Here is a 16,867-nt window from a genome sequence, read left to right as displayed (position 1 = left end):
ATTAATTCAAGACATAGCCTGTATTAGCCCATAATACAGGCTACATTAACCTGCAAAATAAAAAGATTATCCGTGAACACTTCCCAATTTAAACAATGGCTATTTCAATTTGAAAATAAGGTTTTCACTCAACCCTTAATTATGGGTATTTTAAATGTCACTCCGGATTCTTTTTCAGACGGGGGTAGATATTTAAATGCATGTAACGCGGTTGAGCAAGCGAAAAAAATGATTGAAGCCGGTGCGGATCTTATTGATATTGGTGGCGAATCATCTCGTCCGGGAGCTCTGAGTGTTTCAATAGAAGAAGAGCTAGCTCGGGTGATTCCGGTTATTAAATCCATAAGAAAATTCAGTGATATAGCTATTTCCATTGATACTATTAAACCGGAAGTAATGCAGGAGGCATTAGAAGCCGGGGCTTCTATTATTAATGATATTAACGCTTTACAAAGTCCAGGAGCAATAAGACTAGCTGCCCAATGGGACAGTCCTGTGGTGCTCATGCATATGCAGGGAATTCCACAGTTTATGCAAAATGCCCCTCACTATGAGGAAAGCATTCAAGTGGAAATATCTGCTTTTTTTAAAAAAAGAATTGAAATTTGTATTAATAACGGTATAAAAGGGCCTAATCTAATACTAGATCCAGGATTTGGATTTGGAAAAACAGTTAATCATAATTTAGGATTAATAAAGAATTTAAATGATTTTACAGGCTTTAATAGACCTATTCTCATTGGTGTATCTCGAAAAAGTACGATAGGAACTGTATTAGGTAAAGAAGTAAAAGATAGATTAGTAGGCGGTTTAGCGCTTACTACGTATGCCATTTTGAATGGGGCAAATATAATTAGAACGCATGATGTCGCTGAAACTAAAGAAACGATAGAGATGATAACGGCGGTAAAAAAAGCATGAAAACGCGAGGAACTAGTGGATGAATCAACGAAAGTACTTTGGAACTGACGGAATTCGTGGGCAGGTTGGTTTGTCTAATATAAACCCAGAGTTTATGTTAAAGCTAGGCTGGGCTGTTGGGCAAGTTTTGGCAAATGGTGAGCGTAAGAAAGTCTTAATAGGTAAAGATACGCGGGTTTCAGGTTATATGCTTGAGTCCGCCCTGGAGGCGGGCCTTTCGGCTGCAGGAGTGGACGTGCGTTTAGTAGGCCCTATGCCTACCCCGGCTATTGCGTACCTGACACAGACATTACGTGCTAATGCCGGCATTGTTATTAGTGCCTCCCATAATCTATTTGAAGATAATGGAATAAAATTTTTTACTGCTGATGGTAGCAAATTGCCTGATAGTGTTGAGCTGGAAATTGAAGCAGAAATTGAAAAAAAATTAACGATTGTCCCTTCCAAACAATTAGGGAAAGCACTGCGAGTAAATGATGCGGCGGGCCGTTATATTGAGTTTTGCAAATCGACTATCCCTTCACTTACTCGTTTGTCAGGACTCAAAATCGCAGTAGACTGCGCCAATGGTGCCACTTATCATATTGCGCCGAATGTTTTTCTCGAATTGGGAGCTGAGGTAATTGCTATTGGTAATAAACCAGATGGGTTCAATATTAATGACAAGTGTGGGTCCACTTCTCCTGAATTGTTGAGAAGATGTGTATTAGAGTCGGGGGCCGATATAGGGGTCGCGCTTGACGGTGATGGTGATCGCGTTATCTTAATCGATGGAAAGGGGAACTTGATAAATGGCGATCAAATTATTTATATGATTGCCAAAGATAGGCAACAAAAAGGGTTATTACACGGCGGAGTGGTTGGAACGCTGATGAGCAATTACGGCTTGGAAAAAGCCATAATGTCCATGGGTATTCCTTTCGTTAGAGCCAATGTAGGCGATCGCTACGTATTAGAAACCTTAAAAGAAAGAGACTGGCGCATTGGAGGGGAGTCTTCCGGCCATGTAGTTTGTCTGGATAAAACAACAACAGGAGATGGCATTGTCGCTGCTCTTCAAATTTTAGCGATAATGGTAAAACAAGAAAAAACGCTGCATGAATTAATTGAGGGTATTCAGTTATTACCGCAAGCCCTGGTAAATTTAAAAACGCAAAATGCGAGAGAGTTGGCAAAAAACAGCACAGTTATTAATGCCGTTGATCACTTAAACAATGAGTTGAATGGCGAAGGAAGAGTGTTACTACGGCCTTCAGGTACTGAACCGGTACTACGTGTTATGGTCGAAGGCGCAGATTTGCAAAAAGTGCAAATGCAGGCGCAAAAATTAAGCGACGAAATTAAGTATATAGAGGAACGAATGTAGGTGGGCCAAAAGGCCAAACAAGCAAAAATAGCCTTGATTGCGCTATGCTACATCAAGGTTCCCCGTTTGCGGGCGCAAAAAAATAGGCGATGAAATATAGTAGAATTATTAGCCGGTTTAAATTGTTAGGCCTTGCGGCCCAACCTATATGGAATTGATAATGAGAAAAAACTTTATAATGGGAAATTGGAAAATGAACGGCAGCTTGCAAAGTATCCATACTTTGCTTGAGGAGCTGGTTACCCAACTTCCCGGGAATGGTTCTCACTGTGTAATCTTTCCGCCTGCTATTTATTTACCACTAGTTACAGAAAAACTAACCAATACTCCTATTTGTTGGGGTGCGCAAAATGTATACCCACAGGAAAAGGGGGCATTTACCGGGGAATTATCGGGTCCAATGTTAAACGATTACCGATGTAGTTATGTTTTAGTGGGCCATTCAGAACGCAGGCATCTATTTCATGAAGATGAAAAATTTGTAGCAGAAAAATTCCACCACGTAAAACTTCATGATATGATACCCGTTCTTTGCGTGGGGGAAACTCTGGAACAGCGCGAAAAAGGATTAACCGAAGAAGTGTTGAGCAAGCAATTGCTTGCTATTAAAGAAGTAGACGAAGATTTTAAAGATTGTATTATTGCTTATGAGCCTGTTTGGGCTATAGGTACAGGTAAAACCGCCTCTCCCGAGCAAGTGCAAGAAGTTCACGTCTTTATAAGAACACTTATTGGGGAATCAAATAAAGTAGAAGCTACTACTTTACCCATTTTATATGGTGGCAGTGTTAATGAGAAAAATGCCTCTTCACTTTTTGCCATGCCAGATGTAGATGGGGGCTTAGTAGGCGGTGCATCGTTAAATGCACACCAATTTGTGGAAATAGTAAAATGTATCAATTAGTTTTAATGATTCATGTGTTGGTAGCGATTGCTATCATTGGGTTAGTATTAATTCAGCATGGTAAAGGTGCAGATATTGGGGCAGCATTTGGCTCCGGCGCCTCTAACACAGTTTTTGGAAGTCAGGGCACTGGGAGCTTTTTATTTAAGTTAACCGGTGGTCTTGCTTTAGCGTTTTTCATTACAAGCCTGTCGCTTTCTTATATGGTTTCGACACAATATCAGAAGGCTTCTAGTCAGGCTATTCCACAACAAACTAAATCACCCGTTACTAAGATTCCGGTTCCAGTGGATAGTGGGAAGCAATAATATATAGGCTTTAATTTCTAGCAATTTCTATTAACGCTATGCATAGAGACTTGCTGGAAATTAAAAAAACAAGGTTTTGCCGAAGTGGTGGAATTGGTAGACACGCCGTCTTGAGGGGGCGGTGGCGAAAGCCGTGCCGGTTCGAGTCCGGCCTTCGGCACCATATGAGCAATTAGAATGATTCTATCGGACTATTTACCTGTACTTGTTTTTATTATAATTGGCTTAGCCTTAGGCTTGGCTATGTTAGGTGCTGGGTCGCTGCTCTCTAAACACCGACCTGATCCTGAAAAAAACTCACCTTATGAATGCGGTTTCCCCGCTTTCGAAAGTTCTCGTATCCCTTTTGACGTACGATTTTATTTGGTCGCTATTCTATTTATTATTTTTGATTTGGAAACCGCATTTTTCTTTCCATGGGCTGTAGTATTACGCAAAATTGGATGGTTTGGTTTCACCGCCATGATGATTTTCCTCACACTCTTGGTAATCGGTTTTATCTATGAGTGGAAGCGTGGTGCTTTGGAGTGGGAATAGTTTGAAAAATTAAGGTAGGGTTGATGAGTCTTTCGGCTCAACATTCAATTTGAAAGGTTAAGATTGAGGCAAGTTATGGCTGGTAACGAATTGAAAAAAAATGGTTACACCACAACTACTATTGAAAAATTAGTAGGCTGGGCACAGAGTGGGTCTATGTGGCCTATGACTTTCGGCCTTGCTTGTTGCGCTGTAGAAATGATGCATGTGGGTGCGGCCCGTTATGATTTGGATCGATTCGGTATTATTTTTCGCCCCAGCCCTCGCCAATCTGACGTAATGATTGTAGCTGGTACTCTCTGTAATAAAATGGCCCCGGCTTTACGTAAAGTTTATGATCAAATGCCCGAGCCCCGTTGGGTTATTTCTATGGGTTCTTGTGCGAATGGTGGTGGTTATTACCACTACTCCTATTCGGTAGTGCGAGGTTGTGATCGAATTGTTCCTGTTGATATATATGTACCCGGTTGCCCGCCTACTGCTGAAGCATTGCTATATGGGATAATCCAATTACAAAATAAAATTCGGCGAAAGCCAATTTTAGAAGCTTAATTTCCAGCAACCTAATTACCTAAAGGCTAAATTTATGAAGAAATTAAATAAGCTAGCTGAATTGATAAAAGAAACATTTGCTGGGTCGCTTAGTGCAATAAGTCTCGCGCAAGAAGAAATAACGATTGAAGTTCCTGTTTCGAACATTAAACATATTCTTTTACAGCTAAGGGATCGTGCTGAATTTGGTTTTGATCAGTTAATTGATATTTGTGCGGTCGACTATTTGTATTATGGACATTATGATTGGCAAACAGAGTCCGCAACGGAAACCGGGTTTTCTCGGGGAGTGGAACCGCAAGAGACGCTGGCTTATACCATTGATAAACCTCGTTTTGCTGTTGTTTATCATTTGCTCTCATTGAAGAAAAATCAAAGATTACGCGTAAAAGTATTTTTGGAAGAGAAAAACCTGATTATTCCTTCTGCCTGTGAAATTTGGAAAGCGGCAAATTGGTTTGAAAGAGAAGCCTACGATTTGTATGGTGTCTTATTTGATGGCCATCCTGATCTGCGTCGCATTTTAACTGACTATGGTTTTATTGGGCATCCTTTTAGAAAAGACTTCCCACTGAGTGGTCATGTAGAAATGAGATATGATGCGCATTTACAACAAGTTATTTATGAGCCGGTGGACATTGTTCCCAGAACCTTGGTTCCCAAAGTGATTCGCCATGATAATCGATATAGTGATTTACAAGAGGGTGAAAAATGATTGAACTGCAAAATTATACCCTCAATTTTGGTCCGCAACACCCTGCGGCGCACGGTGTGTTACGTCTTGTTCTCGAACTGGAAGGCGAAACAATCGTTCGCGCCGATCCGCATATCGGTCTTTTGCATAGAGCTACGGAAAAATTAGTAGAAACGAAGCCTTATATTCAAAATATTGGTTACATGGATAGACTCGATTATGTCTCTATGATGTGTAATGAACATGGCTATATTTTAGCTATAGAAAAACTATTAGGGATAGAGGCGCCTATTCGAGCGCGTTACATTCGCACAATGTTTGATGAAATTACCCGAATACTCAATCATCTTTTATGGTTAGGTGCGAGTGCGTTAGATATTGGTGCCATGACCGTATTTCTCTATTGTTTCCGCGAGCGTGAAGATTTGTTTGATGCTTATGAGGCAGTATCGGGTGCCCGTATGCATGCTACATATTATCGGCCAGGCGGTGTGGCCCGCGATTTACCTGATTCTATGCCGAAGTATAAGGCTTCTCGTTGGCATAACGATCGCGAAGTGGAAAAGATGAACGCTGATCGTGAGGGCACCCTTCTTGATTTTCTTTGGGCTTTCACTGACCGCTTTCCGGGACGGGTTGATGAATACGAGGCTCTGCTGACCGAAAATCGAATTTGGAAACAACGGACAGTAGACATTGGCGTTGTTTCACCCGAAGAAGCGATACAGTGGGGATTCACCGGCCCTATGCTACGAGGATCAGGGGTTGCCTGGGACTTGCGTAAGAAGCAACCTTATGGTGTTTATGATCAAGTAGATTTCGATATACCCGTAGGCAAAACCGGCGACTGTTACGATCGATATCTCGTGAGAGTAGAAGAGATGCGACAGTCTAATCGTATTGTCCGTCAATGTATTGAATGGTTAAAAAATAACCCGGGCCCGGTAAGGATTGATGATCATAAAATAACACCCCCCCGTCGGGTAGTTATGAAGCACGATATGGAAGCGATGATCCACCACTTCAAGCTATTTACAGAAGGTTTTTGTTTACCAGAAGGTGAAGTATATGCATCTGTAGAAGCTCCTAAAGGTGAGTTTGGAGTCTACTTGGTTTCAGATGGAGCTAACAAACCCTATCGCTTAAAAATTCGTGCACCTGGTTTCTCTCATTTATCTAGTTTTGACGCGATGGTTAAAGGTCATATGCTAGCAGATGGGGTAGCTATACTTGCCAGCCAAGATATTGTTTTTGGTGAAATCGACCGGTAGCAGGCTAAAAGATAAAGATTAATACAGTAAGGTAAATAAATGTCGGAAAAAACGGTTAAATTGCTAACAAACATTTTACCTCCAGAAAAACTAGAGGAAGTGGATCACTGGATTGCTAAATACCCTGTAGAACAAAGACAATCAGCGGTAATGGCCGCACTTCGTATTGTTCAAGAAGTGTATGGAAATTTAACCACTGAATATATGAATGCTGTGGCTGAATATTTAAACATGCCCCCTATTGCTGTATATGAGGTAGCTACCTTTTATACTATGTATGAGTTAAAGCCTGCAGGACGTAATTTAGTAAACGTGTGTACCAATATTTCTTGTAAACTGCGCGATTCTGCGGAAATTGTGCATCATTTAGAGAAAACATTAGGCGTTAAATTGGGTGAAACTACCGATGACGGGCGTTTTACCTTACGTTCAGTAGAGTGTCTGGGTGCCTGTGTTAATGCACCCATGATGCAAATAAATAAAGATTATCATGAAAATTTAACCCCAGAAAAAGTTGATGCTATTCTGGAACAGTATAGATAGCCGAGGTAAATGCCAAAATGATTGAAATGAATCAAGTATGTTACCGCACTTTGCATTTGCCAGAGCCTTGGTCAATGGCTGCCTATGAAAGCGTAGGTGGATATAGTGTATGGCGACGCATTCTTAAAGAACAAACTCCACCGCAAGAAATCATTGAAGAAATTAAAACGTCAGCACTGAGAGGTCGTGGGGGTGCAGGCTTCCCAACTGGCCTTAAGTGGAGTTTCATGAATCGAAACACTCCCGGTCAAAAATATGTAGTCTGTAACTCAGACGAAGGGGAACCAGGAACCTGTAAAGATCGCGATATTCTTCGTTACAATCCCCATCAATTAATTGAAGGCATGGCGATTGCTGGTTATGTAATGGGTGCTACCGTAGGTTATAACTATATTCGTGGAGAATTTTGGGAACCTTTTGAGCGTACCGAAAATGCTTTAAAAGAAGCCTATGCAGCCGGTCTATTGGGTAAAAATATTTTAAATTCCGGGTTGGATTTTGACTTATATAATCACCTGGGAGCTGGCGCGTATATTTGTGGTGAAGAAACAGCCCTGCTTAATTCTCTGGAAGGAAAGCGAGGAATGCCACGTTTTAAACCTCCATTCCCTGCAAACTTTGGATTATTTGGTAAACCCACTACGATTAATAATACGGAAACCTTCGCATCTGTACCCGTCATTCTTGAAAAAGGCGGACAATGGTTTTTAGAGTTAGGGAAACCAAACAATGGCGGTACTAAGTGTTTCAGCGTAAGTGGGCATGTCAATAAGCCTGGAAATTTTGAAATTCCCTTAGGTACACCGTTTAAAACTCTATTAGAGCTAGCCGGTGGCGTACATCATGGAAGAAAAATAAAGGCCGTTATTCCTGGTGGAACTTCTATGCCTGTGTTGCCGGGTGAAATAATGATGACCCTGGATATGGATTTTGACAGCGTTCAAAAAGCGGGCTCCGGGTTAGGGTCAGGCGCCGTTATTATTATGGATGAAAATACTTGCATGGTTGATGCCTTATATCGGATCTCTGAGTTTTATATGGATGAGTCTTGTGGGCAATGTACGCCTTGTCGCGAAGGTACGGGTTGGATGGTTCGTCTCCTACACCGTATTAAAGACGGCCATGGTGAGCCGGGAGATATTGAAAAGTTAGTAAATGTGGCAAATAAAATTGAGGGTAGAACTATTTGTGCGCTTGGGGAGGCCGCTGCGTGGCCAGTACAAAGCTTTGTTAAACATTTTTATCACGAATTTGATTACTTTATTAAGCACAAAAAGTCTAGTATTGCTAACCCATCCAAAATAGTTGAGAAGGTTTAATTTATGGCTACGATTGAAATCGATGGAAAAACCTTGGAAGCGCCGAAAATGGCAAAATGATTATTGAGGTGGCCGATGAAGCCGGCATCTATATTCCGCGCTTTTGTTACCATAAAAAATTATCAGTAGCGGCTAACTGCCGCATGTGTTTAGTGCAAATTGAGAATGGAAGAAAACCCGTTCCGGCCTGTGCAACACCTATCACAGGTGGTATGAAAGTTTTTACCAAATCAGAAGAAGCCATACGCTCACAAAAAGCCGTTATGGAATTTTTGCTAATAAATCATCCGCTGGATTGTCCGGTATGCGATCAGGGCGGCGAGTGTGAGTTGCAAGATATTTCTATGGGATTTGGCGATGACGCCTCAATTTATGAGGATGATAAACGTTCAGTTCGTAATGAAAATTTGGGCTCGTTGATCTCTACGGAAATGACGCGATGTATTCACTGTACACGTTGTGTGCGGTTTGGCGAGGAAGTAGCGGGAGTTCGTGAGTTAGGTGCTACTTACCGCGGCGAAAATATGGAAATTGAGACTTACGTAGAAAAAAGCCTAAGTTCGGAAGTATCAGGTAATATTATTGATCTTTGCCCTGTGGGTGCATTGACCTCTAAACCCTATCGCTTTACTGCAAGACCCTGGGAGCTCTCTCAACACGATAGTGTCGCACCTCATGACTGTTTAGGTTCGAATGTTCATTTGCACGTGCGTCGCAATATGTTAATGCGTGCAGTGCCCAAAGAGAATGAAGCGATTAATGAAACTTGGCTATCCGACCGCGATCGGTTTAGCTATTTAGGCTTAAATAGCCCCGAACGTGCCAGTCAACCAATGATTAAGCGTGATGGTCAGTGGGAAGTGGTAGATTGGGAAACGGCCTTAAAATTTACTGCCGAAGGTTTAAGCCGCATCCTGAAACACCATGGGCCCGAACAATTCGCAGCTTTTGCTTCACCTTCTTCTACACTTGAAGAGTTTTATTTGTTACAAAAGCTAATGAGGGAATTAGGTGTTCACAGCCTCGATCACCGGTTGCAGCAAGTTGATTTTAGGGATCAGGAAGGCTTGCCAACTACTCCCGAGAACTCTCTTCCTTTTGCGCAAATCGAAGGTAAAGAAACTATTTTATTGCTAGGATGTAATATTCACAGAGAAGTGCCTTTAGCAGGAATTCGTGTACGTAAAGCTTTCCGTAATGGTGCGAAAATTTTTGCTATTAATCCTGTTGATTATAACTATCATTTTGATGTTACCGAAAAATTAATTGTTAACCCCCAGGAATTGACTCATCAATTAGCAAGTTTGGTGTTAGCACTTACAAAAGATATAACGAACCTACCCCAAGAAGTGCAGAAATTATTAGTAGGGCTAAAAGTTGATAAGCACTTAAAGACGATGGCTCGTGAGTTACAAAAAACCAATGCCGTGATTGTTACCGGTGCGATTTGCGAAAATCACCCGGATGCGTCACTGATTCGTACTTTGCTTCATCTGGTCACAAAGAATAGCGGAGCTAAGTGGTTACATTTAACTGTGGGTGCAAATAGTGCAGGGGCCTGGATGGCCGGCATGATCCCTCACCGAACAGTTGCCGGAAAATCTATAGAAGCAAAAGGGTTAAACGTACAAGAGGCTATTGAAGCTAAACTGAAAGGGTATTTATTATTAGCGGCTGAACCTGGATATGATTTTGCCAACCCGTATTTAGCTAGACAATCCATGTTAGCTGCAGAATTTGTAGTTGTACTCTCTGCTTTTCAAAATGAATCGATCCAAGACTATGCGGATGTCATTTTGCCTATTGGGCCTTTTGGAGAAACATCAGGTACTTATATTAATGTGGATGGAACTTGGCAGATGGCAAAAGGGGCTTTGCAACCTTTTGGTGAGGCTAGACCCGCATGGAAAATTTTGCGTGTATTAGCCAATCTTTTACAACGGCCTGGTTTTGAATATACTTCTACAGAAGAAATCGTTAGGGAAATTCAGACCCAAGCGGAAGTAGCTGCTTCAAGAAAATATTCACCTTTTTATCCCGAAGCATTGCCTGTGTCCAACCAACAGTTAGTTCGTGTAGGTGAATGGCCTTTATATCGTATTGATTCTATTGTACGGCATGCAATTCCCCTACAGGAAAGTGCTGCTGCGGAGTCAGCTTGTATTCGTATACACCCAAGCACTGCAGATCGTTTGCAATTAGGAGAGAATGCTACTGTATCTCAAGGAGATATTGAGATAACATTGCCCCTTAAAAGAGATGAGCGTATCGCCCCCGATGTGGTATGGGTAGCTAATGCTATGCCTGAAACAGCCGACTTGGGTCATTCGTTTGCTGCAATCACTATAAAGCGTTAAGGTAAAAACCATGCTGCAAGATATTGCTATTTTGTTATGGATTGTAATAAAAATTGTTGTCATTGTAATTCCACTACTTTTGGTGGTGGCATACCTTACTTATGCAGAGCGTAAAGTGATTGGATATATTCAGGTTCGAATTGGTCCCAATCGCGTGGGCTTTAAGGGTTTGTTGCAACCTTTTGCCGACTTAATTAAATTAATTCATAAAGAAATTATTATCCCTACTCGTTCTAACCGATATTTATTTATTATTGCGCCACTGTTTGCATTAGCCCCTGCTTTAGCCAGTTGGGCAGTAATTCCTTTTGACCAATGGATAGTGCTTTCCAATATTAATGCTGGGGTATTATTTTTATTTGCGATGAGTTCGCTGGCAGTATATGGGGTTCTTATTGCTGGTTGGGCTTCCAACTCAAAATACGCAATGTTGGGCGCTTTACGAAGTGCCGCCCAAACAGTTTCCTATGAAATTGCCATGGGTTTTTCTTTAGTAGGCGTGCTTCTGGCAGCCGGAACCATGAATTTAACTGAAATTGTTAATTCACAACATGGTGGAGTAACACACTGGTGGTTCCTTCCATTACTACCTTTGTTTTTTGTATTTTGGATTGCAGGTATTGCCGAGACTAATCGTGCTCCTTTTGACTTGGCTGAAGGAGAATCAGAAATTGTCGCTGGTTTTCATGTGGAGTACTCTGCCATAGGTTTTGCCTTATTTTTCCTTGCTGAATACGCAAGTATGGTATTAATTTCTACGATTATTACCTTACTATTTTTAGGCGGCTGGCTATCACCTTTTGAAGGGATTCCCTTTTTAAATGATATTTTCTTTTTCGTCCCAGGATTTGTGTGGTTATTTATAAAAGTTTCCTTCTTTCTATTTGTTTATTTGTGGATTCGCGCTACGTTTCCAAGATACCGTTATGATCAATTGATGCGATTAGGTTGGAAGGTCCTTATCCCTGTAACCATAGTGTGGATTATAGTTACCGGAATAATGGTGCTAGGTCATGTGAAACCATGGTTTAATTAATTAAAGAGCCATTAATGAAGAAAGCATATAGTTATTTTAGACATTACCTTCGTAGCTTCTTGCTAATAGAATTGTTTCAGGGTTTAAGTGTTACTTTAAAGTACTTTTTCAAAAAGAAATTTACTGTGCAATTTCCTGAAGAAAAAACACCGCTCTCTCCCCGTTTCAGAGGGTTACTCGCTCTACGTCGTTATCCAAATGGTGAAGAGCGTTGTATTGCTTGTAAACTTTGTGAAGCCGTTTGCCCGGCATTGGCAATAACGATTGAATCGGATGAGCGCGCAGATGGAACAAGACGCACGACGCGTTATGATATTGATATGTTTAAATGCATCAATTGTGGATTATGTGAAGAATCTTGCCCGGTTGACTCAATCGTTGTAACACCTATTCATCACTATCATATCAGTGAGCGTGGCCAGAATATTATGACCAAGCAAAAACTATTAGCTGTGGGCGATCTAATGGAAAAACGCTTGGCTGCTGATCGTACCAAAGATGCTAAATATCGCTAACGGGGTTTAAGATGAGTGAGTCGATACCACAAATAATTTTTTATGTTTTCGCAGCGTTAGCAACATTATCCGCTATCTTGGTTATTACTCAAAATAATCCGGTACGTTGCGTTTTATTTTTAGTAGTCACATTTTTCGCAAGTTCCGTACTGTGGATCTTGGTGGGAGCAGAATTTTTAGCGTTAATACTCGTTTTAGTATATGTCGGCGCGGTTATGACATTGTTCTTATTCGTAGTTATGATGCTCAATATTGACATTGAATCCATGAAAAAACATTTTATTCGACATTTGCCTTTGGGCTTGGTTATAGTCGCACTATTAGTAGGTTTACTGGTATATGTTATTCCGAAAGAATCTTTCCAAACGGATGTGGAAACTATTGTTGAAGCTAACCAGATTGCTGGGACTACAGTGGAAGCGGATATTTCTGGCAAATTATATAGACCTGTCTCCAATACAGAAAACTTAGGTTTGGTTCTTTATACGAATTATGTTTTTGCTTTTGAAATTGCAGCAGTGGTGTTATTAGTTGCTATTATTGCAGCGATTACACTCGTGCATAGAGCACCAATACGCTCTAAACGTCAGAATATTGTGCAGCAAATAATGACCAGGCGCGATGAAAGAATTACATTAGTAAAAATGGAATCGGATAAATAACTCTTACTCTTTTGAGGTTACAAATGGTACCAGTAACACATTATATGGTATTAAGTGCCATATTATTTGGCTTAAGCCTTGTCGGCATTATTATTAACCGCAGAAATGTTATTTTATTATTAATCTGCGTTGAATTAATGCTTCTGGCAGTAAATACCAATTTTGTAGCATTCTCTCATTACTATGGAGACAATGCCGGTCAAGTTTTTGTATTTTTCATCCTCACGGTAGCTGCGGCTGAAGCTGCTATTGGATTGGCTATCGTTATGTTGCTTTATCGAAATAGAGGTAACATTGACGTTAATAAAATGAATCATTTAAAAGGGTAACATGGTGAGCGTCTTAATTAGTTGCTTAATAATAGTCCTTGCACCACTCGTAGGTTCAGTGATTGCTGGTTTTTTCCGAAAACAAATTGGTAGGGTTGGAGCACACTCGGTTACTATTATTGGCGTTGGTATTTCATTCATTTTAGCGCTTCTGGTTGCCTATCAAATTCTCTCAGGATCAGCCCCCATACTGAATACCAATTTATATACCTGGGCTAGCGGTAATGAGATTTTTCCCTTTGCTTTTCATATTGGGTTTATGATTGATCAGTTAACTGTTGTCATGATGGTGATAGTTACTTTTGTATCGTTATTAGTGCATATCTATAGTATTGGTTATATGGCTGATGATGATGGCTACCAAAGGTTCTTTAGCTATATTTCTTTATTCACATTCATGATGTTAATGTTGGTAACAGCTAACAACTTTTTGCAACTATTCTTTGGCTGGGAAGGAGTTGGCCTGGTTTCATATCTACTTATCGGTTTTTGGTATCAAAAAGAATCGGCTTTGCAAGGGAGCCTTAAAGCATTTCTTGTGAATCGTGTAGGTGACTTTGGCTTTGTTTTAGGGATTGGTTTAGTTTTAGCATACGCCGGCACGTTAGATTACTCTACAGTATTTAATAACGTAGATAACTTTAGTAATTCCACAATAGAATTATTTCGCGGTCACAGTTGGTCCGTTGTAACTGTCACTTGCATTTTGCTATTCATTGGCGCAATGGGTAAATCAGCACAAGTACCTTTACACGTTTGGTTGCCAGAGTCCATGGAAGGCCCAACGCCCATTTCCGCACTTATTCATGCGGCGACCATGGTGACCGCAGGGGTATTTATGGTGGCCCGAATTTCTCCGCTCATTGAGTTTTCTACCACTGCATTGAGTGTGGTGTTAGTCATTGGGGCAACAGGTGCCTTGTTTACCGGAATATTAGCAATTGTCATGAATGACATTAAACGGGTAGTTGCATACTCCACGTTATCGCAATTAGGTTATATGATGGTTGCGATGGGAGCCTCCGCATATGATGCGGGAATTTTCCATCTACTCACTCACGCTTGCTTTAAGGCATTGTTATTTTTAGCTGCTGGTTCAGTAATAATCGGTATGCATCACGAACAAGACATGCGTCAAATGGGCGGTTTATGGAGAAAAATGCCAATTACCTATATTACTTTTTTAATTGGCTCCTTGGCTTTGTGTGCAATCCCTCCTTTTGCCGGATTCTTCTCAAAAGACACTATTATTGAGGCAGCGAGCTTGTCACAAATTCCTGGTAGCGCATATGCGTATTTTTGTGTGGCTGCTGGAGCATTCGTTACCGCACTATATACATTCCGGGCATTCTTTATGACATTTCATGGTACTCCACGTATGGACGAGCATACCTGGGACCATGTGCATGAATCACCCTGGGTGGTTTGGTTACCATTAGTTCTATTGGCCATCCCATCAGTAATCATTGGTTATATTCTTTATATGCCTATGTTATTTAATCAGCCTACTTTGCTGAACCAATCAGTATTTGTATTGCCACAGCATAATGTTTTGGCTGAATTAGGGAGAGAGATATCTTCGCCATTACATAGCATCGTTGAAGCTTTCGTTTCACCAGTTTTTTGGATATCTTTAGGCGGTATTTTGCTCGCATGGGTAGCCTATTTAGCAGTTCCCACGCTTCCAGGAAAACTGGCTGCCCGCTTTTCTCTCATTTATCGGATTTTAAGAGATAAATTCGGATTTGACGGCTTTTATGATCGGGTTTTCGTTAGAGGTTCTAAAGCCTTGGGTCGACTCTTCTATAATGTAGGCGATCGCAAGTTGATAGATGGTCTAATTGTTAATGGATCTGCGCACACCGTTAGGTGGTTTGCGCAAAAAGGACGCTATCTCCAAAGCGGATATTTGTACCATTACATAACAGTTATGGTTTTTGGCTTGTTAGCGTTTCTCTTCTGGTTATTGTTAGGTTGATTGGATGATGAATCCTAGTAGACCATTGATGGTAGGGTGAAGGTATGTATCATTTACTTAATATATTGATTTGGTTGCCAATCATCAGTGGCATATTTGTTTTTCTAACAGGCGATGATAGCAATCCAAATATCTCACGCTACCTTTCGTTATTTACGGTTATATTAACCCTTTTACTTTGTATTCCTCTGTTGGCAAACTTTGATCTTAACACGGTGAGCATGCAGTTTATCGAAGACGCCTCCTGGTTGCCAAGTTTGGGCATTCACTATACGTTGGGAGTTGATGGCTTGGCATTATTGCTAATTGTGCTATCTGTATTTACCAATTTAATTGTGATTCTGGCGACTTGGAATAGCATTACTAAAAGAGTGGGACAATATATGTCCGCTTTTTTAATCATGCAAGGCTTGCTGGTTGGGGTCTTCTCTTCATTAGATGCCATTGTTTTTTATATATTCTGGGAGGCCACACTTATTCCTATGTATTTAATCATAGGGATTTGGGGGTCTGATAATCGTATATATGCTGCAATTAAATTTTTCTTGTATACCTTTTTAGGATCCGTATTAATGCTTGCCTCTTTTCTGTACCTTGGGTATCACGCAGGCTCATTTAATATTGAAAATTTATATGCGGTAAAATTGGGCATGACGGCACAATCCTTGATTTTTGTTGCATTCTTCCTGGGATTTGCAATTAAAATTCCTATGTTTCCTGTCCATACCTGGTTGCCCGACGCGCATACTGAAGCACCAGCAGGTGGGTCTATTGTACTAGCTGCTATTTTGTTAAAGTTAGGTGCTTATGGTTTTATCCGGTTTGCTTTGCCTATCGTTCCCGATGCTTGTAATCACTATGCTCCCCTCATGATAGCTCTTTCATTAATTGCAGTTGTATATATAGGTCTTATTGCAATCATTCAGCAGGACATGAAAAAATTAATTGCCTATTCTTCTATTTCACACATGGGCTTTGTCACCCTGGGCTGTTTTGCCATTTTTGCAATTGCTGATTACTCCAATCTTCGCAGTGCTGGATTGGTACTGGAAGGCGCTATTGTAGTAATGATTTCACATGCCTTTGTCTCAAGCGCTATGTTTGCGGGGGTGGGTTTTATTTATGATCGTATGCATACCAGACAAATTAAGGACTTTGGGGGCTTGGTAAATACGATGCCTATATTTGCCTCATTCTTCATGCTTTTCGCTATGGCAAATGCTGGACTTCCTGGTACTTCCGGATTTGTTGGGGAGTTTATGGTAATTTTAGGAAGTATAAAAGCTGGCTTTTGGATAGCCTTTTGGGCTGCAACCACTTTAATTATTGGCGCCGCTTATACGTTGTGGATGTATAAAAGGGTTATCTTCGGGCCTGTTGCAAATGAAAAAGTTGCCAAACTAAGAGATATTACGGGTTTTGAAATTAGCGCGTATGCATTGCTGGCTATTATGGTAATTGCAATGGGAGTTTATCCTAAGCCCATGCTCGATTATGTGCATCATACAGTGAGTTACACATTAACTCAGGCTGATAAGTCCAAATTGTAAATTAGAACATCTTCTTTAGGTTAAC

Annotated in this window: 16 protein-coding genes, 1 tRNA gene and 1 pseudogene; all 18 read left to right on the top strand. The window is 40.8% G+C overall.

Going from position 1 to position 16,867, the window contains the following annotated elements; translation table 11 throughout:
* The first annotated feature begins 72 nt into the window (after positions 1-72).
* The 18 genes and pseudogenes from folP to EL206_RS07865 all read left to right on the top strand — a co-directional run bounded on the left by folP (position 73) and on the right by EL206_RS07865 (position 16,842).
* Positions 73-921, top strand: coding sequence for a dihydropteroate synthase (gene folP, locus EL206_RS07950; protein WP_058462936.1), 849 nt, complete (start codon positions 73-75; stop codon positions 919-921).
* Positions 922-940: 19 nt separating this feature from the next.
* Positions 941-2,287 (top strand): phosphoglucosamine mutase, encoded by a 1,347-nt coding sequence (gene glmM, locus EL206_RS07945; RefSeq protein ID WP_058462935.1) that lies wholly within the window; start codon positions 941-943, stop codon positions 2,285-2,287.
* Between the two features lie 160 nt (positions 2,288-2,447).
* Positions 2,448-3,191, top strand: a complete 744-nt coding sequence (gene tpiA / locus EL206_RS07940; protein ID WP_058462934.1) for a triose-phosphate isomerase — start codon at positions 2,448-2,450, stop codon at positions 3,189-3,191.
* Positions 3,179-3,499, top strand: coding sequence for a preprotein translocase subunit SecG (secG, locus tag EL206_RS07935; RefSeq protein ID WP_058462933.1), 321 nt, complete (start codon positions 3,179-3,181; stop codon positions 3,497-3,499). Before tpiA ends, secG begins: the two co-directional genes overlap by 13 nt.
* A 78-nt stretch (positions 3,500-3,577) precedes the next feature.
* Positions 3,578-3,662: transfer RNA gene (locus tag EL206_RS07930), tRNA-Leu, on the top strand.
* 14 nt (positions 3,663-3,676) lie between these two features.
* A complete protein-coding gene (locus EL206_RS07925; protein ID WP_232048547.1) occupies positions 3,677-4,036 on the top strand; it encodes an NADH-quinone oxidoreductase subunit A in 360 nt (119 codons plus the stop codon).
* A 75-nt stretch (positions 4,037-4,111) separates the two neighbouring features.
* Positions 4,112-4,588 (top strand): NuoB/complex I 20 kDa subunit family protein, encoded by a 477-nt coding sequence (locus EL206_RS07920; RefSeq protein WP_058462932.1) that lies wholly within the window; start codon positions 4,112-4,114, stop codon positions 4,586-4,588.
* A 34-nt stretch (positions 4,589-4,622) separates the two neighbouring features.
* Complete coding sequence (locus EL206_RS07915) at positions 4,623-5,303, top strand: NADH-quinone oxidoreductase subunit C (protein ID WP_058462931.1); 681 nt, start codon at positions 4,623-4,625, stop codon at positions 5,301-5,303.
* A complete protein-coding gene (locus EL206_RS07910) occupies positions 5,300-6,553 on the top strand; it encodes an NADH-quinone oxidoreductase subunit D (protein ID WP_058462930.1) in 1,254 nt (417 codons plus the stop codon). The genes EL206_RS07915 and EL206_RS07910 overlap by 4 nt, the downstream gene beginning before the upstream one ends.
* Positions 6,554-6,592: 39 nt before the next feature.
* Positions 6,593-7,096, top strand: coding sequence for an NADH-quinone oxidoreductase subunit NuoE (nuoE, locus tag EL206_RS07905; protein ID WP_058462929.1), 504 nt, complete (start codon positions 6,593-6,595; stop codon positions 7,094-7,096).
* Positions 7,097-7,113: 17 nt separating this feature from the next.
* Positions 7,114-8,415, top strand: a complete 1,302-nt coding sequence (gene nuoF / locus EL206_RS07900) for an NADH-quinone oxidoreductase subunit NuoF (RefSeq protein ID WP_058462928.1) — start codon at positions 7,114-7,116, stop codon at positions 8,413-8,415.
* 3 nt (positions 8,416-8,418) lie between these two features.
* Positions 8,419-10,772, top strand: a pseudogene (gene nuoG / locus EL206_RS07895) (NADH-quinone oxidoreductase subunit NuoG).
* A gap of 10 nt (positions 10,773-10,782) precedes the next feature.
* Positions 10,783-11,808, top strand: coding sequence for an NADH-quinone oxidoreductase subunit NuoH (gene nuoH, locus EL206_RS07890; RefSeq protein ID WP_058462926.1), 1,026 nt, complete (start codon positions 10,783-10,785; stop codon positions 11,806-11,808).
* A gap of 14 nt (positions 11,809-11,822) precedes the next feature.
* On the top strand, positions 11,823-12,323 hold the full coding sequence (nuoI, locus tag EL206_RS07885; RefSeq protein ID WP_058462925.1) for an NADH-quinone oxidoreductase subunit NuoI: 501 nt from the start codon (positions 11,823-11,825) through the stop codon (positions 12,321-12,323).
* 11 nt (positions 12,324-12,334) lie between these two features.
* The gene (locus tag EL206_RS07880) at positions 12,335-12,985 is read left to right on the top strand and encodes an NADH-quinone oxidoreductase subunit J (protein ID WP_058462924.1); all 651 of its coding nucleotides are present in this window, start codon (positions 12,335-12,337) and stop codon (positions 12,983-12,985) included.
* Positions 12,986-13,008: 23 nt separating this feature from the next.
* Positions 13,009-13,314, top strand: a complete 306-nt coding sequence (gene nuoK, locus EL206_RS07875; RefSeq protein ID WP_058462923.1) for an NADH-quinone oxidoreductase subunit NuoK — start codon at positions 13,009-13,011, stop codon at positions 13,312-13,314.
* Position 13,315: 1 nt separating this feature from the next.
* Positions 13,316-15,292 carry an NADH-quinone oxidoreductase subunit L gene (nuoL, locus tag EL206_RS07870; RefSeq protein ID WP_058462922.1) on the top strand — a complete coding sequence of 659 codons (1,977 nt, stop codon included), beginning with the start codon at positions 13,316-13,318 and terminating at the stop codon, positions 15,290-15,292.
* 44 nt (positions 15,293-15,336) lie between these two features.
* A complete protein-coding gene (locus tag EL206_RS07865; RefSeq protein WP_058462921.1) occupies positions 15,337-16,842 on the top strand; it encodes an NADH-quinone oxidoreductase subunit M in 1,506 nt (501 codons plus the stop codon).
* Positions 16,843-16,867 lie beyond the last annotated feature (25 nt).

Origin of the sequence: Legionella adelaidensis, assembly GCF_900637865.1 — a bacterium.
Taxonomy (GTDB): Bacteria; Pseudomonadota; Gammaproteobacteria; order Legionellales; family Legionellaceae; genus Legionella_A; species Legionella_A adelaidensis.
Note: the sequence above shows the minus strand (reverse complement) of the source record. Positions and strands in the feature narration are given on the sequence as shown.

Coding starts and splice junctions, on each gene's coding strand:
- glmM (WP_058462935.1), top strand. CDS start 941: ATGAATCAACGAAAGTACTTTGGAACTGACGGAATTCGTGGGCAGGTT.
- tpiA (WP_058462934.1), top strand. CDS start 2,448: ATGAGAAAAAACTTTATAATGGGAAATTGGAAAATGAACGGCAGCTTG.
- secG (WP_058462933.1), top strand. CDS start 3,179: ATGTATCAATTAGTTTTAATGATTCATGTGTTGGTAGCGATTGCTATC.
- EL206_RS07925 (WP_232048547.1), top strand. CDS start 3,677: ATGATTCTATCGGACTATTTACCTGTACTTGTTTTTATTATAATTGGC.
- EL206_RS07920 (WP_058462932.1), top strand. CDS start 4,112: ATGGCTGGTAACGAATTGAAAAAAAATGGTTACACCACAACTACTATT.
- EL206_RS07915 (WP_058462931.1), top strand. CDS start 4,623: ATGAAGAAATTAAATAAGCTAGCTGAATTGATAAAAGAAACATTTGCT.
- EL206_RS07910 (WP_058462930.1), top strand. CDS start 5,300: ATGATTGAACTGCAAAATTATACCCTCAATTTTGGTCCGCAACACCCT.
- nuoE (WP_058462929.1), top strand. CDS start 6,593: ATGTCGGAAAAAACGGTTAAATTGCTAACAAACATTTTACCTCCAGAA.
- nuoF (WP_058462928.1), top strand. CDS start 7,114: ATGATTGAAATGAATCAAGTATGTTACCGCACTTTGCATTTGCCAGAG.
- nuoH (WP_058462926.1), top strand. CDS start 10,783: ATGCTGCAAGATATTGCTATTTTGTTATGGATTGTAATAAAAATTGTT.
- nuoI (WP_058462925.1), top strand. CDS start 11,823: ATGAAGAAAGCATATAGTTATTTTAGACATTACCTTCGTAGCTTCTTG.
- EL206_RS07880 (WP_058462924.1), top strand. CDS start 12,335: ATGAGTGAGTCGATACCACAAATAATTTTTTATGTTTTCGCAGCGTTA.
- nuoK (WP_058462923.1), top strand. CDS start 13,009: ATGGTACCAGTAACACATTATATGGTATTAAGTGCCATATTATTTGGC.
- nuoL (WP_058462922.1), top strand. CDS start 13,316: ATGGTGAGCGTCTTAATTAGTTGCTTAATAATAGTCCTTGCACCACTC.
- EL206_RS07865 (WP_058462921.1), top strand. CDS start 15,337: ATGTATCATTTACTTAATATATTGATTTGGTTGCCAATCATCAGTGGC.